The organism is Rhizobium sp. TRM95796 (genome assembly GCF_025779995.1).
Classification (GTDB): Bacteria; Pseudomonadota; Alphaproteobacteria; order Rhizobiales; family Rhizobiaceae; genus Rhizobium_E.
This window is the reverse complement of sequence record NZ_JAOXHE010000008.1, coordinates 214,817-235,588: the sequence shown is the minus strand read 5'-3', so window position 1 is coordinate 235,588 and position 20,772 is coordinate 214,817. Positions and strand designations below refer to the sequence as shown.

The window sequence follows — 20,772 nt, the reverse complement described above, 5'->3', positions numbered from 1 at the left end:
GTCAAAGCGGAATATTGTGTTCTTCGGCGAAGCGCTTCAGCAATTCGCGCATCGGGACTTTCGGCGCCTTTTCGTCGAGCGCATCGGTCATCATGCGCTCGAGAGCGCTTGCGTCGAGCCCGAGCAGCATGGCCTTTACCGGGCCGATCGCCGCAGGCGACATCGAGATCGACCGGAAGCCCAGGCCGAGCAGCGCCATCGCCGACAGCGGCTTGCCCGCCATCTCGCCGCACAGCGTCACCGGCGTGTTGTTGCGCTGGCCTGCGCGAACGATGTCGCGGAGAATGCGCAGGAACGGCCGCTCCAGAATGTCGAAACGGTCGGACACCCGCGCATTGCCGCGATCCACCGCCATGGCGAACTGGAAGAGATCGTTGGAGCCGACAGACACGAAATCGGTTTCCGCCATGAGTTCGTCGAGTTGCCAGAGCAGCGACGGAACTTCCAGCATCGCGCCGAACTGCAGCTTGCGCGGCAGGAGATGGCCGAATTTGGAGAGATGCTGCACTTCCTTTTGCAGGAGAACGCGGACCGCCCGCAATTCCTGCACCTCGGTGACCATGGGAATCATGATCTTCAGCTCGGTGCCGCCCGCCGCCTTGAGAAGGGCGCGCATCTGGGTGCGCAACAGGCCCGGACGGTCGAGCGCCAGGCGGATCGCGCGCCAGCCGAGCGCGGGGTTCTCTTCCTTGATCGCCTGGAAATAGGGAACGACCTTGTCCGAGCCGATGTCGAGGGTGCGGAACGTCACCGGCCGGCCGGCGGCCTGCTTGATGACGTTGCGATAGAAAGCTTCCTGCTCCTCGCCCTTGGGCATGGTCGAGGCGATCATGAACTGAAGTTCGGTGCGGAACAGGCCGATTCCCTCGGCGCCGGCTTCCGAAAGCTGCGGCAGGTCGACCAGCAGGCCGGCATTCATGTTCAGGCTGATGCGGCGACCGTCGCGCGTGGCGGGTTCGACGGCGCGCAGCGCCCGGAACTGCTCCTGCCGGCGAGCGCGGAAACGCACCTTTTCTTCATAGGCCTTCTGCACGTCCTGGGCGGGACGCAGGTGGACCTTGCCGTCTTCGCCGTCGATGATGATGGCGTCGCCCTTCTCCGCCAGCGACACTGCGCCTTCGGCCTGGCCGACGACGGGAATGCCCATGGCCTTGGCGACGATGACGACATGGCTGGTGACCGCGCCTTCCTCAAGCACGAGGCCGCGAACATTGGTCCGAGGGTAATCGAGGAGTTCCGCCGCGCCCATGGCGCGCGCCACGATGATGGCGTCGTTCGGAAACGCCGCCGCCGCCGCATGCGCGCCGTAGCCGGCCAACTGCCTCAAGAGACGATTGGCGAGGTCGTCGAAATCATGCATCCGCTCGCGCAGATAGGGATCGGTGAGCCGCATCATCCGGGCGCGCGTTTCGCTCTGCACGCGCTCGACCGCCGCTTCAGCCGTCAAGCCGTTGCGAATAGCCTCTTCGAGCTTGCGCACCCAGCCGCGGTCGTGGGCGAACATCCGATAGGCTTCGAGTACGGCGCGGTGCTCGCCTTCCATGGAGACTTCGCGACGCGACAGCATGTCGTCGATGCTGATCCGCAGCGAGCCCAGGGCTTCTCCGAGGCGGTTCAGCTCCAGTTCGACGTCTTCGTTGAGCAGGTTGGTGACGACGACGCGCGGATCGTGCAGCACGACATAGCCCAGACCGATGCCGTCGCCATAGGCGTCGCCTTCTATCGTGACGGGGCGGGAGAGGTCGAGCTCTTGGCCGGGCTTGGTGAGCTTCTTGAGTTCGCCCGACGCCACCATTTCGGCCAGCACCATGGCGACCGTTTCGAGCGCTTCGACCTCGTCGTCGGAATAATGGCGCTGCGCCCGGTTCTGGACGACGAGAACGCCGAGCGCGCGGCCGGCGCGCAGGATCGGCACGCCGAGGAAGGAATGAAACAGCTCTTCGCCCGTTTCGGGCAGATAGGCGTAGGCCGGATGGCTTTGCGCGTCCGACAGATTGAGCGGCTGGGCCGAGGCGGCGATCGTGCCGACCAGGCCCTCGCCCATCTTCAACTGGGCGAGGTGGACCGATTCCTTGTTGAGGCCTTCGGTGGCGTAGAGTTCGAGCACGCCATCGGCGCGCAGCACATAGACCGAGCACACCTCCGCAACCATGTTGCGGGCGATCTGCATCACGATCCTGTCGAGGCGATCCTGAGGCTCCAGCGGCTCCGCCGAAAGCTCTCGCAAGCGCCTGAGCAGGATACGCGGTCCAGCTGCCATGTCTCTGATCACGAAGGCGCCCTTCCGAACTGCTCTACCAGGAAAAGGAGTCGACGCAGTATGTCAAATCATGACGCTGACGCAGCCCCCCGGCTCGCCTTACTTCTTATCCAGTCCGTAGGCCGAATGCAAAGTGCGAACCGCGAGTTCTCCATAGGCGCCGTCGATCAAGATTGAAATCTTGATTTCAGACGTCGTGATCGCCTTGATATTGATGCCTTTGGCGGCGAGCGCGGAGAAGGCCTGGGCGGCGACGCCCGCATGGCTGCGCATGCCGATGCCGATGACGGACACTTTCACCAGCCCCGATTCGCTCTGGATCACGTCGAAGCCGACCTGATGCTTCTGCTCGTCGAGCACTTTCAGCGCCTTTTCGAGATCGCCGGTCGGCACGGTGAAGGTCATGTCGGTGCGCGAACCGTCTTCGGAAATGTTCTGCACGATCATGTCGACATTGATATGGGCTTCGGCAAGCGGTCCGAAGATCGCGGCCGACACGCCGGGCCGGTCGGCCAGACGGCGGAGCGAGATCTGCGCTTCATCCTTGGCGAAGGCGATGCCGGTTACGACTTCCTGTTCCACGATTTCTTCCTCATCACAAATCAGCGTTCCGGGCGGGTTGAGAAGATCGCCCATGCCCGGCGCATCGGGGTCTTCGAAAGACGAGCGCACGAAGGTGCGGACCTTGTGAACCATGGCGAGTTCGACCGAGCGGACCTGCAGGACCTTGGAGCCCAGCGAGGCCATTTCGAGCATTTCCTCGAACACCACCTTCTTCAGGCGCCTGGCCTTGGGTTCGATGCGCGGATCGGTCGTATAGACGCCGTCGACGTCGGTATAGATGTCGCAACGGTCCGCCTTGACGGCGGCGGCGATGGCGACGGCCGAGGTGTCGGAGCCGCCGCGGCCGAGCGTCGCGATGCGATTGTCCGGACCGAGGCCCTGGAAGCCGGCGACGACGGCGACCTGGCCGTCCTGCATGCGGCGGATGATCTCGGCGCCGTCGATTTCGAGAATGCGTGCGGCGCCATGGGCGTTGTCGGTGCGGATCGGGATCTGCCAGCCCTGCCAGGAGCGGGCGTTGACGCCGAGCGACTGCAGCGCGATGGCGAGAAGACCTGATGTCACCTGCTCGCCCGAGGCGACGACGGCGTCATATTCGCGCGCGTCGTAGAAAGGCGAATCCGCCTTGGCCACTTTCGGCGTGTTCTGCACCCAGCCGACGAGCTCGTTGGTCTTTCCGGACATGGCGGATACGACGACGGCGACTTCGTGACCGGCGTCGACCTCGCGTTTGACATGCCGCGCCACGTTATGGATGCGGTCTAGATCAGCGACGGAGGTTCCGCCGAATTTCATCACGATGCGCGCCATGCCAGTCTTTTCCATATCCCGCGCGCCATCCCGGCTGCGCCAAAATTTACGGCTTCCGCCTCTGCGCGGCGAAATTGTCGGGTCTCTTAAAGGAAGACCGACGCTGATTCAATGGGCGGAATGTGAGGCGAAAAGTTAAACTGGACGAGCCAGCCCCACTAAAGCTTCAGCCACTAAATCCAGGATCACCCTCACCTGCCGGCATTTGGGCGGGCGCTCGGCCTTCGGCGAGCCTCCAAGAGCATGACAAGGAGTCAGACCATGGCAAGCAAGACGACCAAAACCGTTTCCGATCTGAGCGCCGTGAGCGGAACATCCGCCGCCGACACCATCGTGGTGACGGCTTCGGTCCGCAACGACAGCGTCGATCTTGGCGGCGGTCGCGACACGTTGATCCTGAAAGCCGCCGGCAATACGGTCGTGGTCAGCGACATCGAATCCATTCTCGGTTCGAGCGGCGACGACATCGTTCGCTATGATTCCAATCTGACGCAGGGTGCGATCAATCTCGGCGGCGGCGACGACAAGCTGCAGCTGCAGGACAACGGCGCCACCGTGACGATCTACAACATCGAAACGGTCACCGGCGGGGACGGCACGCAGAAAATCCTGTTCGATCAGGTGGCCAACGGCGTCGTCATCAACCTCGGCGACGGCGCAACGGACACGGTCGACCTCGACAATTTCAAGAACAATCTCATCACGGTCTCGAACACGGAGACGGTTCTCGGCGGGTCCAACAGCGATATCGTCTATATACAGACGGAAATGGACGGCGGTCGGATCGATCTCGGCTCCAAGGGTGACAAACTCTTCCTCAACGATGCGTCCACCGTCACCATATCGGGCGTCGAAACGCTGACGGCAAGCAGCGGCAACGACGTGATCACGGTGAGCTCCGCAGTGACGCGCGTGTCCTACGATCTCGGCGGCGGCGCAGCCGACGAACTGATCTTGAAGGGCTCGAACAACACCATCACCATCGCCAACGCCGAATCCGTGCTCGGCGCAAACGGCATCGACAGCGTCGTCTGGAGCGGCGCCGCCAGAGGTCTTGAAATCGATCTCGCCGGCGGCAAGGACGTCTTGACGCTCGACAATTTCCGCAACACGGTCTCCCTCTTCAGCGTCGAGACCATCTATGGCGGCGGCAGCACCGACATCGTCTATATGATGGACAAGACGGCGACCTCGATCGACCTGCGTGGCGGCGACGACAAAGTGTTTCTGTTCGAGGACGGATCGACGATTTCGCTGCGCAATATCGAAACGATCATCGGCGCCGAAGACGGCAAGGACGTCGTCACGATCGGAACGCTGGCGAATGGCCTGACCATCGATCTCGGCGGAGAAGGCGACACGCTGAAGCTCGGAAAATACAACAACACGGTTTCCGTCCAAGGCGTCGAAACCATTACCGGCACGCTGCACACGAAAAGCGACGACATCACGGTGCTCGACCAGATCACCGGCGGGCGTTACGATCTCTATAACGGCAACGATCGCCTGAAGCTGGCCGACTTCGACAACACGCTGACCATCGCCTCGATCGAAACAGTGATCGGCGGGGCCGAAGACGATCTCATCACCGTATCGGGCCGGCTGACCCGCGCCACCATCAATCTGGGGGATGGCGACGACCAGATCACGCTCGCCGACGCGGCTAATTCGCTGACGATCGCCAATACCGAGACCATTCTCGGCGGCAGCCAGACCGACTATGTCTTTCTTGGAGCCCAGCCGACCGACGGCGAATTCAACGTTGATCTCGGAGGAGGCGTCGACACGCTCGTGACGTCGGTGAACGGCAACACCGTGACCGTCGAAAATGTCGAAACGATCATCGGCAAGGCCGGCGACGACACGATCTACCTCGTGTCCGCCATCAGCGGTCTCTCAATCGATCTGGGCGACGGCGAGGACACGGTAGACTTCTCCGAGACGGGCGCGACGATCACCCTCGCCAATGTCGAAAATGTCAATGCGGACGGCTCCAGCGTCGACAACAACGTCACCTTCAGCACCCAGATCACCGCGGGTCTGGTGACCCTCGGCTCCGGGATCGACATCGTTTCGCTGGCGAACTACGTCAACACCGTGACCATGGTGGACGTGGAGACCATCGTCGGCGGAACGTCGACCGACAAGGTCTATCTCTCTGGCTCCTATACGGCCGGGGCGATCGATTTGGGCGGCGGGCTGGATATGCTCGATCTCTCGGACGTCATGTCCGACACGACGGTTTCCGTCGCGCTTGCCGAAACGATCATCGGCTCCAATCAATCCGACCTCGTTACGATCGTGATGCCCGACAACAAGAAGGGATCGCTGATCGAACTCGGACTGGTGGATCTCCGGGGCGGCAGCGACGGCGTCATCATCAACGCCTTTGCAAAGGCGACTCTCACGAATACAGAGACGATCATCGGCAATGGCCAGAAGCAGGACATCACACTTCTGGGACCCTATGTCGGGGAAATCGACCTTGGAAATCCTGCAGATACGGTCGACGGCACGGGCCAGACGATCAGCGGCGGCGTGGATGGAGACATCCTGCGGCTGGGGGCGACCTCCGCGTCCGACGCCAACACGATCACTATCAGCAACATCGAATCCGTCGTCGGCTCCAGCGTCTCCGACGTGCTGATTTTCGGATCGAGCGTATCGGCGATGGTCCTCGATCTCGGCGACGGCCTCGATCAGGTGATCTTCGATTCGACCGGCGGCACCGTGTCGCTGATTTCGGTGGAAACGGTAACCGGCAGCGTCTCGGCCGACAGCGTTGTTTTCACCAAACAGGTCACAGGCGCTCAAGTCAATCTCGGCGATTCAACCGACAGCCTGACGCTCGCCAACTTCGCGAACACCTTGACCATTTCCAACACCGAATCGGTTCTCGGAGGATCCACCACCGATGTGCTGACGCTCGAGGGAGAGGTGACCGGTTCGCAGATCAATCTCGGCTCCGGGTTCGACACGGTCAATTTCGGCAATGTCGACACGACGGTGACGCTCATGTCGGTCGAAACCGTCAATGGCGGCAGCGGCAACGACGCCGTCACTTTGGGCTCCGCCGGCGTCACGGTGGGCTACTTCGATCTTGCCGGCGGCTCCGATCAGGTCATCCTCAACGGCTCGGGCTCCACCCTCACCGTGTTGAACGCCGAAACCATCACCGGCGCCGGAGGCGCCGACAAGGTTTATCTCGGAGCCAACGGCGCGGTCAGGATCGATCTCGGCGGCAATTCCGACGCGGTGTTTCTCTTTTCTGGCGGCAGCACGGTCAGCGTCCAGAATGTCGAGTCCGTTTCAGGGGGCGCAGGTGACGATCTCGTCGTGCTCACCGACACTTATTCTGGCGGAACGATCAATCTGGGCGGAGGCTCGGACACCGTGAAGATCGACGCGAGCGGCGCGATGATGACGATCATCGGCGTCGAATCCGTAGCCGGAGGCAGCGGGTCCGACATCGTCGCCTTCGTCGAACAGGTCACCGGAGCAATGCTTGATCTCGACGCCGGCGCGGATCAGGTGACGCTCGCGAATTTCAACAACACTGTCACGGTCAGGAACATAGAGACGGTGACGGGAGGCTCGCAGAACGACACGATTCAACTGTCCGACTCGTGGACAGGTGGTTCTTTCAATCTCGGCAGCGGCCAGGACACGCTTTACTTCGACGACGGCGGGACGCTGTCGGTCGGATTGATCGAGAGCATTTTCGGATCGAGCGACGCGGACAATCTCACGATCACCGCAGCCAGCGCCATAGCCATGATCGACCTCGGGGCCGGCAACGATATTCTGGCCTGGTCAAATGTGGCGGTCACCGCGACGGTGGCCTATGTCGAATCGGTCAATGGCGGGTCGCAGACCGACGTCATCGTCTTCGATTCGAGCCTTTCCGGCGGCTCGATCAGCCTCGGTGACGGCAGCGACCGGTTGACGCTCTACGCCGGCGACGGCAACACGCTCACGGTCACCGGCGTCGAAACCGTCTATGGCGGCACGGATCGGGACGCCGTCCATACGGGTTCATCGAGCTATCTCGGTTTCTTCAGCCTCGGAAGCGGCGTCGATACCCTAGAGCTTGGTTCCGGCAGCAACATCATTACGCTATCCAGCGTGGAAACCGTGACTGCAGGCGCAGGCGACGACAGGATCTCTTTCTCGGGGTCGGCGCAGGGCGTGATGCTCGAACTCGGCGGCGGCAACGACACGGTGTCGCTCGACAATGCGGTCAATACGCTGACGATCGAATTCGCCGAGACGATCAATGGCGGCAATTTCAACGATACGGTCAGGGTCGAGGGCGACATGACCGGCGGCGCCATCAATCTCGGCAGCGGCGCCGATACAGTGACCTTCGCCGATGGCGTGACCGCAACGGTGACGGCGGTGGAATCCCTGTCCGGAGCGTCGGAAGACGATTCGATCACCCTCAGCACAAGCTACACCGGAGCCTATATCGATCTGGGAGGCGGCACCGATTATCTGACATTCGCCGCAGCCGGCACGGCCACGCTCGCCAATGTCGAAAACATCCTGGCCGGCGCGGGCGTCAATTCCATCGTTCTCGACGAACAGGCGTCGAGTTTCTCAAAGATTGAACTGGGCACCGGCGACGACTCGATCCGCATGGGTCTGGGCGTCAACACAGTCTATGGCGGCACAGGCACCGATCAGTTCATCTTCAGCAGCATCAGCCAGTCGACGTCGACAAAAACCGACGTCATCGCGGACTTCACGGCCGCGACCGACGACCTCGTCTTTTCAGGCTTGCTGACCGGCACATTCACCTATCTCGGAAATGCGACGTCGTTCGGCGCCACGGGCAATTCTCAGGCGTATTTCTCGGAAATCGGCGACAAGCTCTATGTCGACGTCAACGGCGATGCGGCGACCGACATGGTGATCCAGCTGACCGGCATCGACTATGACGACCTGACGACCGCCGACTTCATCTGGAGCTGACGCCGTTCAGGCGCCCTCGCCGAGGGCGCCTTTGATCAGCGCCTTGGCGTCGTCGCTGTCCCAGGCGGCGGGGCCGTTCATGGCGCCGAGCATGCAGCCCTGGCCGTCGACGAGCACGGTGGCGGGCAGGCCCATGGCGACGCCGAGCTTCTTGAGCGCGTTGAAGCTCGACAGGCTGGCGTCGTGATGCAAGGGCAGCGCGTCGATCTCGTTGTCTTTCAGGAACGCGATCGGCTTGGCCGCGTCGCCGTTGTCGAGATTGATCGTGGTCACCTGAAAGTGATCGCCGCCCATGGATTTTTGCAACCCGTTCAGGGCCGGCATTTCCTCGCGGCAGGGTACGCACCATGTCGCCCAGAGATTGACGAGCTGAACCTTCGGCCGGTAGCCGTCGATCGATATGTCCTTGCCGGCCTCGTCCTTCAGCACGGGAAGAGACAGCGGCGTGGGATCGTTTGCCGGAATGAAGGCGGCCACCTGCCCCTTGGCGAGCGGCTGAAGCCGGGCCGCGACCGCTTTCGCCGGCGCGCATTGGCTGGCGGCGGCGGCGGATGCGCCATTGCCATCGCCGGCTTCCTTCATGTAAACGGCGATACCACCGGCGACAAGACCCGCAAGGGCGGCGATCGCCACGAGTTTGGTGGAGGGAAAGAGGGTCGGCTTCTTGTCCTTCATCGGGTCCATCTCTTGAAAAACGGCAAGGCGCGTCATGTCCGAGGGCAATTCGAATTCTTCCTCCAACCAGATGTGGGGCGGCCGCTTCGCGGCGGGCCCGGCGTCCATCATGGAGGAAATCAACGCCTCGATCGGCTTCGATAAGAAACTCTACGCCCAGGACATCGCCGGCTCGATTGCCCATGCGACCATGCTGGCGGCGCAAAAGATCATCACGGACGCCGATCGCGACCAGATCATCGCCGGGCTTAATCAGATCAAGGGCGAGATTGAAAGCGGACAATTTGTCTTCTCACGCAAACTTGAAGACATCCACATGAATGTGGAATCGCGGCTGGCCGAACTGATCGGCCCCGCCGCCGGCCGCCTGCATACCGGCCGCTCGCGCAACGACCAGGTGGCGGTGGATTTCCGCCTCTGGGTCAAGGCGGAACTCATCAAGACGGATGCGCTGATGACCGGCCTGATCAAGGCCTTTCTCGACAAGGCCGAGGCGCATGCCGACACCGTGATGCCGGGCTTCACCCATCTGCAGACCGCCCAGCCGGTCACTTTCGGTCATCATTGCATGGCCTATGTCGAAATGATCGGCCGCGACCGCTCGCGTGTCCGCGACGCAATCGCCCGCCTCGACGAATCCCCGCTCGGCGCGGCGGCGCTGGCAGGCACGCCCTATCCGATCGACCGTCACATGACGGCCACCGCGCTCGGCTTCCGCGAGCCGACCCGCAATTCGATCGACACCGTCTCCGATCGCGATTTTGCACTCGAATTCCTGTCGCTCGCCGCCATCTCGGCCACGCATCTGTCGCGCTTCGCCGAGGAGATCGTCATCTGGACGACGCCGCAGTTCGGCTTCATCCGTCTGTCGGACGCGTTCTCGACCGGCTCGTCGATCATGCCGCAGAAGAAGAACCCCGACGCCGCGGAACTGGTGCGCGCCAAGACCGGCCGCATCAACGGTTCGCTGATCGCGCTGTTGACGGTGATGAAGGGCCTGCCGCTCGCTTATTCCAAGGACATGCAGGAAGACAAGGAACAGGTGTTTGACGCCGCTGAAAGCCTGGAACTGGCGCTCGCCGCCATGACCGGCATGGTGGCGGACATGACTGTGAACGTGACCAGGATGAAGGCCGCCGCCGGCGCAGGTTTCTCCACCGCCACCGACCTCGCCGACTGGTTGGTGCGCGCCGTCGGCCTGCCCTTCCGCGAAGCCCATCATGTGACCGGCCGCGCCGTGGCGCTGGCGGAAAGCAAAGCCTGCGATCTATCCGATCTCTCGCTCGATGAATTGCAGGCTATCCATCCCGGCGTGACGGAAGACGTCTACAAGGTCGTCACCGTCGAAGCCTCGGTCGCCGCCCGCAAGAGCTATGGCGGCACGGCGCCCGACCAGGTGCGAAGCCAGATCGCCGCCTGGCGCGGGCGTGTCTGAGCCATAACGCCGGTTTGCGCGCGCATCACGATAATAGAGATGCGCGCCGCCGCTTTTTTCGCTAATCAGGACGGCAGTCAGTTTCAAGGATCCGCGATGTCGAAGACCCTTTCAGTCCGCTTTATTTCGATAGCCCTGTTGATGTCGGCCGGGCTGGCGCTGTCCGGCTGCGGCCGCAAGGGCGATCTCGAAACGCCCGGCCAGACCGAGCCGGCGCAGAAACCCAAGGCTGGCGAAAAAGCCAAGATCGAAGACCGCCCCTTCATCCTCGACCCTCTGCTCTGATCGGATCCCCGCCGTGAACCATTTCGACTACAAGGACGGCGTGCTCTACGCCGAGAACGTCTCCGTTCCCGAAATCGCCGCCGCCGTCGGCACGCCGTTCTATCTCTATTCCACCGCCACGCTCGAGCGTCATGTGCGGGTGTTCAAGGACGCCTTTTCGGACGTGGACTCATTGGTCTGCTATGCGATGAAGGCCAATTCCAACCAGGCGGTGCTGAAGACGATCGGCCGCATGGGCGCGGGCATCGACGTGGTGTCGGAAGGCGAATTGCGCCGCGCGCTCGCCGCCGGCATTCCCGCCGATCGCATCATGTTTTCGGGCGTCGGCAAGAAGACGCGCGAAATGAATTTCGCGCTCGACGCCGGCATCTATTGCTTCAACGTCGAGAGCGAACCGGAGCTCGAAGCGCTGAACGCCTGCGCCATCGCCAAGGGCAAGCGGGCGCCCGTGTCCTTCCGCATCAACCCCGACGTCGACGCCAAGACCCATTCAAAGATCTCGACCGGCAAGAAGGAAAACAAGTTCGGCATTTCCTATGACCGCGCCCGCGCCGTCTATGCGCATGCCGCGACGCTTGCCGGCATCGAAGTCACCGGCATCGACATGCATATCGGCAGCCAGATCACCGATCTGCAGCCGTTCGACGACGCCTTCCGGCTGCTCGCCGAGCTGGTCGAGACGCTGCGCGCCGACGGCCATCATATCGAGCATGTCGATATCGGCGGCGGTCTCGGCATTCCCTACAAGCTCGACAACAATCCGCCGCCCAATCCCGAAGCCTATTCGAAGGTCGTCAAGAACCAGCTGCGCGGCCTCGGCTGCAAGATCGTCACCGAACCGGGCCGGCTGATCGTCGGCAACGCCGGCATTCTCGTCACCGAAGTCGTCTATGTGAAGGACGGCGGCGACAAGACTTTCGTGATCGTCGACGCGGCGATGAACGACCTTATCCGCCCCACGCTCTATGAGGCCTGGCACGAGATCATGCCGGTCGAGATCACCGCCGCCAATTCGCCGCGCATCCGCGCCGATGTGGTCGGACCCGTCTGCGAGACCGGCGATTATCTGGCGCTGGATCGGGAAATGGCCGAGCCCAAGCCGGGCGATCTGCTGGCGGTCGGTTCCGCAGGCGCCTATGGCGCGGTGCAAGCCGGCATGTACAATTCGCGCCCGCTCATTCCCGAAGTCCTTGTCAAGGACGAGGCCTTTCACGTCATTCGCTCGCGACCGAGCTATGACGACATGATCGGCGCCGACAGCCTGCCCGATTGGCTGGAAGGCTGACGCTCCACAAGCAAGGCCTAAAGTCATTGTGATCGCGCAATTGCGGGGCTTGCCTCGCCTTTGCCCAAAAGAATGCTATGCTTCTGCTTCGGTCACAACGCATCAAGGGCTCCGGATGACAGCGACGGACGACAACGCGCCGCCCCCAGACATGAGCCGCCTGAAACGGCGGATCGCCTGGATGCGGAGGCTCGCAGCCTCGGTGATCGTCGCCGAACGCGGCGTTATCGCGCTCCTGCCCGTACTCGGCGTCATCAGCCTGTTCCTGATCGCAAGCTGGTTCGGCTTCTGGAGGCCGCTGCCGTCGGGATTGAAGATCGCCGCGTTGGTGGTCTTCGCGTTCGGCTTCTCCGTATCGCTCCTGTCTCTCGGTCGTTTCCGCTGGCCGACGCCGGACGAGATCGACAGCAGGCTCGAACAGAAGAGCGCCCTCGGCCATCAGGCGATCCGCGTCCAGGACGAAGCGCCCGCGACATCCGATCCCTTCGCGCTCGCCCTGTGGAAAGCCCACCAGGAACGTATGGCGCGCACGATCGGCGCGATCGACAGCGGCGGTCCGGCGCCGGATATCGCACGGCGCGATCCCTATGCGCTGCGCGCCCTCGCCGTGCTCGGGCTCGTGGTGGCCTGGAGCTTTTCGCTGTCCAATTTCGGCGGCCGCGTCTCCGACGCCTTCACCTTTTCCTCACCCGAGGATATCGCGGCTTCCAGCCGCATCGACGCCTGGCTGACGCCGCCCGCTTACACGGGCGCGGCGCCGATCTATCTCACCGCGCAACGCGGTGCGAACCCCCCTGCTCCAGACGCCGACGCCCCTGTCGTCGCCCCGCAATTCTCCGTGTTGACGGTCCGCGTCAGCGGTCTTGCCGCCGGAGAGCAGGCGAGCTTCACGCCCGCCGGCTCCGACAAGGACGTGCTGTTGACGCCGGACAAACCGACTGCCGAGAAGGATGCTGCGAAGCCTGTCGCAACCGCGCCCGAAAGCGCGAGTTACACCGTCAAGCTCGCCCGTGACGGTTCGTTTGCGCTGGGCGCGATCAATTTCGCCTTCAAGCTCACGCCGGACGCGGCACCGACCATTCGCTTCGACAAGGAGCCGGATCGCGCCGTCAATGGCGCGTTGGAAATCGCCTTCGCGGCGGGGGACGACTACGGGATCACCGAGGCGCGGGCCGAAATCAAGCCTGTCGATCAAGACCCCAAGGCGATCGCCCTGTTCGAATCGCCCATATTTCGGCTCGACGTGCCCGGCAACGCCAAGTCGGTGAAGGCCACCGCGAGCAGGGATTTGACCGAACATCCGCTCTCCGGCAAGAAAGTGGCGGTGACCCTGGTCGCCCGCGACGCCGCCGGACATGAAACCCGCAGCGAGACCAAGACGATCGTGATGCCGCAACGCATCTTTACCCAGCCGCTCGCCGGTTCGATCGCCGAACAGCGGCAGGTCTTCGCGCTCGACGTCAACAAAGTTCCCAAAGCGCTGCAACTCTCGGAAATCGCCGGCTTTCGCGCCGACGAGACGATCCCGAATCTCTCGCATTACCTGATGCTCGAATCGACCCGCAACCGGCTGCGCCTCGCCAACACCGTGCCGGCGCTCGAGGAAACGTCGGGCTATTTCTGGGACGTCGCCCGCTATATCGAGGACGGCGATCTCTCCAATGCCGAAAAGCGTCTTCGCGACGCCCAGCAGAAACTGTCGGAAGCCCTGTCGCGCAACGCCTCCGACAAGGAGATCGAAGCGTTGATGAAGGAATTGCGCGAGGCGATGAAGACCTATCTCAGCGAACTCGCCAAGCGCATGGGCAATCCCGAAAACAACCAGATGGCCAGCCAGCCGCAGAAGATGATGCGGGCGCAGGACATCGACAAGATGCTCAACCAGCTCGAAAATCTCGCCCGCTCCGGCTCGCGCGAAGAGGCGCAGAAGCTGCTGTCGGAAATGCAGCGCATGATGAACAACCTGCAGACGGCGCGGCCGCAGAACCAGCGCCAGCCGGGCGACAATCCGATGCGCGACCAGATCGACCGGCTGGGCGAGCTGATGCAGAAACAACAGAAGCTGATGGAGGAAACCCATCGGCTCGAACAGACGCTTCGCGACCGCATGCAGCGCGGCGATCCGCGCGACGAACAGGGTTTGAACAACGAAGATCCTTTCCAGGACATGACGCCGCCGGGTGAGGAGGGACAGCCGCAGGCCGGAGATCCGAACGGCGAGGAGCCGTCGCCGGATGACAAGATGACGGCCGACCAGCTGCGCGAGGCATTGAAGGCTCTCAAGGAGCGTCAGGCGCAGCTGCAGAAAGATCTGAAGGGCATGGAGAAGAAGCTCTCCGAACTCGGCATGAAACCGATGCCGGGGTTCGGCGAAGCCGGCAAGGAAATGGGCGAATCATCCGATGCGCTCGGCAAATCGCAGGGTCAACGCTCCGCCGACGCGCAGGGACGCGCTCTCGAAGCGCTGCGCAAGGGCGCGGGTGAAATGATGCAGCAGTTGCAGCAGGCCGGCGAAGGGCAGGGACAGGGCATGGGCATGCCGGGCCAGCAGGCCGACGGCGCCGATCCTCTCGGCCGTCGACCCGGCCAGATGGGCGGCGACATCGACGAGCAGGTCAAGGTGCCCGACCAGATCGATATCCAGCGCGCTCGCGAAATCCTCGAAGAAATCCGCAAGCGCCTCGGCGAGGGACCTGCGAGCATCATTGAACGTGATTATCTGGAAAGACTTCTCGACTTGAAGTGATCGCCGGCTTGGTGAGATGAACTTCGCGCCTGAGTCTTCGTCGCTCAGGGGCTTGGCTCAGGCCGCTTTCTGGCTGGTGAGCGCGCGCGCGACCGCGGTGCGGATATCGGGCAGCGAAAAGGGCTTGGAGACGACGTCGACGATCTTTTCCATCAGGTCGTCGGCGCGTTCGCGCTGTTCGGCATAACCGGTCATCAACAGGATCTTGAGATCGGGATGATTGGCCGACGCCTTGTGGGCCAGCTCGATGCCGTCCATCACCGGCATGCGGATATCCGACAGAAGCAGGTCGAACGGACCTTCTCCCAGGGCTTCCAGCCCCTCGGCGCCGTCGGCGGCCTCGACGGTCTCATGACCATCCAGCCGAAGCGCCCTCGCCACGAAACGGCGGAGTGAATCTTCGTCTTCGGTAATGAGAATGCGGGCCATGATGTTTACCTCGTTTTAACGCGAGGGCCAGTGAACACCATCGGCCCTTTGGGAAAGGTAAACGCGGGCGCCGTCGGCGCCCGCTAATCCCGCTTATGCTTGCCCAAAGGTTTACGTCGCAGACGATCCTTTTCGAGCAGCCGCCGTCACGCTTCGCCGGTGACGACGCCGACGAACGGCAGTTCGCGGAAAGCGTAGGCGACGTCCATGCCGTAGCCGACGACGAAATGATCGGGGCAGGAAAAGCCGACATAATCCGCTTCCAGCGCCGTCTGACGCTTGTCATGCTTGTCGAGCAGCACGGCGATGGTCACGGTGCGCGCGCCACGCTCATACATCAGTTCCTTGGCGAAGGTGAGCGTGCGGCCGGATTCGAGAATGTCGTCGATCAGCAGGATATCGCGGTCCTTCACGTCGCTGTCGATGTCCTTGATGATCCGGACGCCCTGCGACACGGTGCCGGCCCCATAGCTCGACAGCGTGATGAACTCCACCTCGGGCGCAAGCCCGGCCGTATGCAGCGCGCGGATCAGATCGGCGGCGAAGATGAAGGAGCCTTTCAGCACCGAAATCACCAGCAGATCCTTGGTGGGACCGGCGGCGATCTGTTGCGCGAGCGCCGTGTTGCGCTCGGCGATCATCTCCGCGGTGAAGAGCGGCTCGATCGTCTTGCCGCGAATGACATGCATGGTGAAGCTCCGATTGTGGTTCCAATAGGGTCCGTTACCACGACCCCGCATTCCGGTTCAACGCAGGGCGATCAGAATCGTCAGATCCTCGGCCTTTGCGCCGGCGATCTGGAACCGCCCGGAAAACGGAAAACGGATGGACGGCGCGATTCGGTCGGCGTCGATGCCGATCCTGCCGAGCCGCGTTCGGTTGGGACCGCCGACCAATTCCAGCACCGGCGCGACAAGCACCGTCGCCCCGTCATTGACGAGTTCGCCTTCGACCTCCGCCACCCGCATGCCGTCGAGATCGCGGGTGGCGATCCGGAGATTGGAGACGAGATAGGGGCCCGCGCGCAGATCGGTCGTCTGGCTGCCCAGCGCGCCGAAACCGCCGAGCATCCAGAACATCGCGATTGCCGCCGCCGACAGAAGGCACGTGAACGCTTGTGGCGAAAGCCGAAGCAGCCTGCGTTCCAGAGAGGCTGCCGTCGCGCCGCCCAGCCGGGCCGCAGCCGCCAGCATGGGCGCGAAAAGCGCGTGATTCGAGTGTCCGGAGCTTCGCGGCCTGTTGTCGTTGCTGCGGGCGCGGGACGGACCGCCCAGGACCTCGAACACCGCATCCTCGACATCGAGCCGTCCACCGTTTGTCGGTCTATTCGGCCTGGAAGCGCGATCGGGCGGCAGCACGTCGATATCGGCGACGGTTCGCCAGGCTTTGTTGTTGTTCGCCTGCATGGCCTTCCCCATCGGTTTGCCCGCCGACGCGTCGCCGGCATTGAACTTCACCTTTATGAGAAGTAAACTGCCGTGGTTAATGCTTCGCTAACGGCGCGCGAGCCCTTCTCCTCGGACCAACTGGACAAAACGTTGATTCATTTCGAAAATGTTGGCCTGCGCTATGGTATGGGGCCGGAGATCCTCAAGGATCTCACCTTCGATATTCCCAAACGATCATTTCAATTTCTGACCGGTCCGTCCGGGGCCGGCAAGACCAGCCTGCTCAGGCTGCTGTTCATGTCGCTCAAGCCGACGCGCGGGCTGATCCGCGTTTTCGGGCGCGAGGCTTCGACCATCCCGCAAAACGAGCTGCCGCTCTTGCGTCGGCGCATCGGCATCGTGTTTCAGGATTTCCGGCTGCTCGACCATCTCACCACCTATGAGAATGTGGCGCTGCCGCTGCGCGTGCGCGGCAAGGATGAAGCAAGCTACCGTTCCGACGTGGTCGAATTGCTGAAGTGGGTGGGACTGGGCGACCGCATCAACGTCCTGCCGCCGGTTCTCTCGGGTGGGGAGAAGCAGCGCGCGGCCATCGCCCGCGCCTTGATCGACCAGCCGGAACTGCTGCTCGCCGACGAACCGACCGGCAATGTCGATCCGCCCATGGCCAAGCGCATCCTCAAGCTGTTCATGGAGCTCAACCGTATCGGCACGGCCGTGGTGATCGCCACGCACGATCTCGCGCTGATGGACCAGGTCGAGGCGCGCCGCATGATTTTGACCTCAGGGCGGCTCGATCTCTATGAATGACGCGACCCAGAAAACTCGACGCGAAATCGCGCTTCGCCCGATGGCGGCGATCGTTCCGCAACGAAGCGTCCAGAGCAAGGCGCTGCTGGCGGTCATCGTCATCATGTCGTTCCTGGCCTGCCTGACGATCGGCGCGGTCGGCATGATCCGCGCCACCGCCGATTCCTGGGCGAGCCAGATCTCCCGCGAGATCACCATTCAGATCAAGCCGGACGACGCGCTTGATATGGAAAAGGCGCTCGCCGAGGCGCGCGATCTCGCTTTGTCCTTCGTCGGCACGAAGACCGGTACTGTCCTCGACAAGGCCGCAACGTCGCGGCTGCTCGAACCCTGGCTGGGCGCGGGCCTGGATATCGACGAATTGCCGGTGCCTCGGCTTGTGGTGATCACCATCGACGAAGGCAATCCGCCCGATTTCGCGGCGATGCGCGACGCGCTGCAGAAGAAGATCCCGCAGGCCTATCTCGACGACCATCGCACCTGGGTCGATCGGCTGGTGTCCATGGCCCGAACGACAGTGGTGATCGGTTCCGCCGTACTTGGCCTGGTGTTCTTCGCCATGGTGCTGACCGTGATCTTCGCCACGCGCGGCGCGCTGGCCGGCAACAGGCACATCGTCGAGGTGCTGCATTTCGTCGGCGCCGAATCGAGCTTCGTGGCGCAGGAATTCCAAAAGCACTTCCTGTTGATTTCGCTGAAAGGATCGCTGGCCGGCGCCTTTCTGGCCGCCGGTTCTTTCGCCGCCGCCGGATGGTGGCAGTCGAGCAGCATCGCCACGCCGGAGAGCGATCAGGCCACCGCATTGTTCGGCGCCTTCACCATCGACTGGACCGGCTATGGCGGCATTTTCATCACCATGCTGGTCATCGCAGCGCTGACGACGCTGACGGCGCGCTTCACCGTCATGAAAACGATCGACGAGATCGACCATGTGCGCTCCGACCCTGGTCGCCTCGATATATATCAGGAATGATCAATACAACCTGAAATGCCTATTTTGAGCCGCAAACTTTGGCTATTCCTCTTGGCCGATGACTCATGACGCCGAGCGAGAGCAGGACGCCCTCGGCCAGCCGCCCGCGCGCGGTCTGGCCTCTTTCGCCGTACGCCTGTTCCTGAGAACCGTCGGTTTCTTCGTGCTCGCCTCCATCGCCGCCTTCGGCGTCGGTTTTTTGGTGTTTTACGCTCAGGTCGCTGCACTCGCGCCGATCGACAATCCCAAAGCGGACGCCATCGTTGCGCTCACCGGCGGCTATCAGCGGATCGACCAGGCGGTGCAGCTTCTCGCGCAAGGGGCAGGCAGGCGGCTGTTGATCTCGGGCGTGAATCCGGCGACGTCGGTGCGCCATATTCGCTCCTTCACCAACAGTCGCGAAGAGATATTCCAGTGCTGCGTCGATATCGGTTACGACGCGCGCAACACCGAAGGCAATGCCTCGGAGACCGTTCAATGGATCCGCGCCCATCGGTACAAAACGGTGATCCTCGTCACCAACAATTACCACATGCCGCGTAGCCTGGCGGAAATTCGCCGCCTCGACCATGACACCGAATTCATGCCCTATCCGGTGGAAAAGCGGCTGACGCTATCCGACATCGCCGCCAATCCGCTGATGCTGCGAACGCTGGCTTCGGAATATGTCAAATATCTTCTGGTGGTCAGCCGCGACTATACAGGCATCGTCCTCTGACCAGATGCCGCTTTGCATCCCGACCCGCTTCGGCTAAGGAAAACGCAATTCGATGTTCGGGACATCTCCATGATCTATCTGCGTTCGGCCCTGTTTCAGCTCGCTTTCTATGTGAGCTTCATCGTTCAGATGATCATTTTTTCGCCAATCTATTTCTTCCTCCCGCGCAAGACCGCCTACATCATCCCGAAGAACTGGGCGCGGCTCAATCTCTGGCTCGCCAAGACCATCATCCCCTTGACCTATGAGATCGAGGGTCGCGAAAACATTCCCGAGGGCGGCTGCATCATCGCGGCGAAGCATCAATCCTTCTGGGACGTGATCGCCATCGTCCCGATGGTGGACGACCCCGTCTATATCCTGAAGCGGGAACTGCTCTGGATACCCTTGTTCGGCTGGTACGCCGCCAAGCAGGACATGATCCCGATCAAGCGCTCCGACAAGAGCCGGGCCATCCCCAATATGATCGCCCGCGCCCGCGAGGAGCTGGCGAAGAAAAGGCAGCTGATCATCTATCCCGAAGGCACCCGCAAGGCGCCGGGCGCGGAGCCGGACTACAAATACGGCGTCGCCCGTCTCTATAGCGATCTGCAGGTTCCGGTGGTCCCGATGATCGCCCATGCCGGGCTTTTCTGGCCGCGCCACGGCTTTCTGCGCCAGCCCGGCCATATCAAGATCCGCATCATGAAGCCGATCGAGCCGGGCATGCCGTCGCAGGCCTTCTTTCAGCATCTGGTCACCGAAATGGAAGCCGAAAGCGATCGTCTTCTGGTGGAGACCGTCGAAGCCAATCCGCATCTCAAGCTCTCGGCGATCACCCGCTCGCGGCTGAAGGCGATCAAGGACGCTCAGGCGGCGGGCTGATAGCCGCTCAACCCCTTCGCCACCGCTTCCATCCAATGGTCGCGAATGCCGAGTTCGCGCAGATGCGCGAGCGTGTTGAGAACATACTCGGCATTGGGACCGGACGCGCCCCGAGCCGTCGCCACGATCTCGGCGGCCCGCTCGACGCTCAACCCCGCCGCATATTGGCGATGGCGTCGATCCACCACATAGGTCACCGCCAGTCGCCTGGCGCCGCAGTCGAGCGTCACGGGCGCGACGCGCTCCAGGTAGACATTGGTGACGAGCTCGCGAGCGCGAAGATAGGCCAGCACCTCGTCGCGGCGATCGGCGCGCACCCGGAAAGCCGCGCCCTTGCAGGCGCCGCCGCGATCCAGACCCAGCACCAGTCCCGGTTTTTCCTCGGTGCCGCGATGGACCCAGGAATGGATGCAGAGGGCGCGGTGATAACCGCGGATCACCGCAAGCCGCCGCTCCTCATGGTCGAAGCCCGGATTCCACATCAGCGAGCCGTAGCCAAACACCCAAAATTCGTCCATATCGGCAGGCAAGGGCTTGATAGACATTCGCGACAGAC

Annotated in this window: 16 protein-coding genes; 9 read left to right on the top strand and 7 right to left on the bottom strand. The window is 62.5% G+C overall.

What is annotated here, in order from left to right; all coding sequences use genetic code 11:
• Window position 1 precedes the first annotated feature (1 nt).
• Window positions 2–2,269 carry a phosphoenolpyruvate--protein phosphotransferase gene (gene ptsP, locus OCK01_RS17595; protein ID WP_263825182.1) on the bottom strand — a complete coding sequence of 756 codons (2,268 nt, stop codon included), beginning with the start codon at window positions 2,267–2,269 and terminating at the stop codon, window positions 2–4.
• Between the two features lie 90 nt (window positions 2,270–2,359).
• Complete coding sequence (locus OCK01_RS17590; protein ID WP_182829371.1) at window positions 2,360–3,634, bottom strand: aspartate kinase; 1,275 nt, start codon at window positions 3,632–3,634, stop codon at window positions 2,360–2,362.
• Window positions 3,635–3,895: 261 nt separating this feature from the next.
• On the opposite strand from OCK01_RS17590, the gene OCK01_RS17585 reads away from it, so the two are divergent.
• Window positions 3,896–8,608 (top strand): calcium-binding protein, encoded by a 4,713-nt coding sequence (locus OCK01_RS17585; protein ID WP_263825048.1) that lies wholly within the window; start codon window positions 3,896–3,898, stop codon window positions 8,606–8,608.
• A gap of 6 nt (window positions 8,609–8,614) precedes the next feature.
• Here the strand turns inward: OCK01_RS17585 and tlpA are convergent, their stop codons facing one another.
• Entirely contained in the window at window positions 8,615–9,283 is a 669-nt protein-coding gene (gene tlpA, locus OCK01_RS17580; RefSeq protein WP_263825047.1) for a thiol:disulfide interchange protein TlpA, read from the bottom strand.
• A 34-nt stretch (window positions 9,284–9,317) separates the two neighbouring features.
• Between tlpA and argH the strand changes: the two genes are divergently transcribed.
• The 4 genes from argH to OCK01_RS17560 all read left to right on the top strand — a co-directional run bounded on the left by argH (window position 9,318) and on the right by OCK01_RS17560 (window position 15,034).
• Window positions 9,318–10,718 (top strand): argininosuccinate lyase, encoded by a 1,401-nt coding sequence (argH, locus tag OCK01_RS17575; protein ID WP_263825046.1) that lies wholly within the window; start codon window positions 9,318–9,320, stop codon window positions 10,716–10,718.
• Between the two features lie 96 nt (window positions 10,719–10,814).
• Window positions 10,815–11,003 carry an LPS translocon maturation chaperone LptM gene (lptM, locus tag OCK01_RS17570; protein WP_263825045.1) on the top strand — a complete coding sequence of 63 codons (189 nt, stop codon included), beginning with the start codon at window positions 10,815–10,817 and terminating at the stop codon, window positions 11,001–11,003.
• A 13-nt stretch (window positions 11,004–11,016) separates the two neighbouring features.
• Window positions 11,017–12,288 (top strand): diaminopimelate decarboxylase, encoded by a 1,272-nt coding sequence (gene lysA / locus OCK01_RS17565; protein ID WP_182828063.1) that lies wholly within the window; start codon window positions 11,017–11,019, stop codon window positions 12,286–12,288.
• Between the two features lie 115 nt (window positions 12,289–12,403).
• Window positions 12,404–15,034, top strand: coding sequence for a TIGR02302 family protein (locus tag OCK01_RS17560; RefSeq protein WP_263825044.1), 2,631 nt, complete (start codon window positions 12,404–12,406; stop codon window positions 15,032–15,034).
• A gap of 57 nt (window positions 15,035–15,091) precedes the next feature.
• Here OCK01_RS17560 and OCK01_RS17555 read toward each other — a convergent pair whose 3' ends face one another.
• From OCK01_RS17555 to OCK01_RS17545, 3 genes are all read right to left on the bottom strand, one after another.
• The gene (locus tag OCK01_RS17555; RefSeq protein ID WP_182828062.1) at window positions 15,092–15,463 is read right to left on the bottom strand and encodes a response regulator; all 372 of its coding nucleotides are present in this window, start codon (window positions 15,461–15,463) and stop codon (window positions 15,092–15,094) included.
• Window positions 15,464–15,609: 146 nt separating this feature from the next.
• Window positions 15,610–16,152 (bottom strand): hypoxanthine phosphoribosyltransferase, encoded by a 543-nt coding sequence (gene hpt / locus OCK01_RS17550; RefSeq protein ID WP_182828061.1) that lies wholly within the window; start codon window positions 16,150–16,152, stop codon window positions 15,610–15,612.
• A gap of 57 nt (window positions 16,153–16,209) precedes the next feature.
• The gene (locus tag OCK01_RS17545) at window positions 16,210–16,869 is read right to left on the bottom strand and encodes a hypothetical protein (RefSeq protein ID WP_263825043.1); all 660 of its coding nucleotides are present in this window, start codon (window positions 16,867–16,869) and stop codon (window positions 16,210–16,212) included.
• Window positions 16,870–17,001: 132 nt separating this feature from the next.
• Between OCK01_RS17545 and ftsE the strand changes: the two genes are divergently transcribed.
• From ftsE to OCK01_RS17525, 4 genes are all read left to right on the top strand, one after another.
• Complete coding sequence (gene ftsE, locus OCK01_RS17540; RefSeq protein ID WP_263825042.1) at window positions 17,002–17,661, top strand: cell division ATP-binding protein FtsE; 660 nt, start codon at window positions 17,002–17,004, stop codon at window positions 17,659–17,661.
• Window positions 17,654–18,634 (top strand): cell division protein FtsX, encoded by a 981-nt coding sequence (locus tag OCK01_RS17535; protein WP_263825041.1) that lies wholly within the window; start codon window positions 17,654–17,656, stop codon window positions 18,632–18,634. The genes ftsE and OCK01_RS17535 overlap by 8 nt, the downstream gene beginning before the upstream one ends.
• Window positions 18,635–18,692: 58 nt before the next feature.
• Window positions 18,693–19,352, top strand: a complete 660-nt coding sequence (locus OCK01_RS17530) for a YdcF family protein (RefSeq protein ID WP_182828056.1) — start codon at window positions 18,693–18,695, stop codon at window positions 19,350–19,352.
• Between the two features lie 69 nt (window positions 19,353–19,421).
• Complete coding sequence (locus OCK01_RS17525) at window positions 19,422–20,216, top strand: lysophospholipid acyltransferase family protein (RefSeq protein WP_263825040.1); 795 nt, start codon at window positions 19,422–19,424, stop codon at window positions 20,214–20,216.
• Here the strand turns inward: OCK01_RS17525 and OCK01_RS17520 are convergent.
• Window positions 20,201–20,761 (bottom strand): gamma-glutamylcyclotransferase, encoded by a 561-nt coding sequence (locus OCK01_RS17520; RefSeq protein WP_263825039.1) that lies wholly within the window; start codon window positions 20,759–20,761, stop codon window positions 20,201–20,203. The genes OCK01_RS17525 and OCK01_RS17520 overlap by 16 nt on opposite strands.
• Window positions 20,762–20,772 lie beyond the last annotated feature (11 nt).

Bases quoted from the DNA above. Each gene is read 5' to 3' on its own strand.
- OCK01_RS17590 (WP_182829371.1), bottom strand. From the start codon at position 3,634: ATGGCGCGCATCGTGATGAAATTCGGCGGAACCTCCGTCGCTGATCTA.
- OCK01_RS17555 (WP_182828062.1), bottom strand. From the start codon at position 15,463: ATGGCCCGCATTCTCATTACCGAAGACGAAGATTCACTCCGCCGTTTC.
- argH (WP_263825046.1), top strand. From the start codon at position 9,318: ATGTCCGAGGGCAATTCGAATTCTTCCTCCAACCAGATGTGGGGCGGC.
- lptM (WP_263825045.1), top strand. From the start codon at position 10,815: ATGTCGAAGACCCTTTCAGTCCGCTTTATTTCGATAGCCCTGTTGATG.
- hpt (WP_182828061.1), bottom strand. From the start codon at position 16,152: ATGCATGTCATTCGCGGCAAGACGATCGAGCCGCTCTTCACCGCGGAG.
- tlpA (WP_263825047.1), bottom strand. From the start codon at position 9,283: ATGAAGGACAAGAAGCCGACCCTCTTTCCCTCCACCAAACTCGTGGCG.
- OCK01_RS17535 (WP_263825041.1), top strand. From the start codon at position 17,654: ATGAATGACGCGACCCAGAAAACTCGACGCGAAATCGCGCTTCGCCCG.
- OCK01_RS17525 (WP_263825040.1), top strand. From the start codon at position 19,422: ATGATCTATCTGCGTTCGGCCCTGTTTCAGCTCGCTTTCTATGTGAGC.
- OCK01_RS17520 (WP_263825039.1), bottom strand. From the start codon at position 20,761: ATGTCTATCAAGCCCTTGCCTGCCGATATGGACGAATTTTGGGTGTTT.
- OCK01_RS17585 (WP_263825048.1), top strand. From the start codon at position 3,896: ATGGCAAGCAAGACGACCAAAACCGTTTCCGATCTGAGCGCCGTGAGC.
- OCK01_RS17545 (WP_263825043.1), bottom strand. From the start codon at position 16,869: ATGCAGGCGAACAACAACAAAGCCTGGCGAACCGTCGCCGATATCGAC.
- OCK01_RS17560 (WP_263825044.1), top strand. From the start codon at position 12,404: ATGACAGCGACGGACGACAACGCGCCGCCCCCAGACATGAGCCGCCTG.
- OCK01_RS17530 (WP_182828056.1), top strand. From the start codon at position 18,693: ATGACTCATGACGCCGAGCGAGAGCAGGACGCCCTCGGCCAGCCGCCC.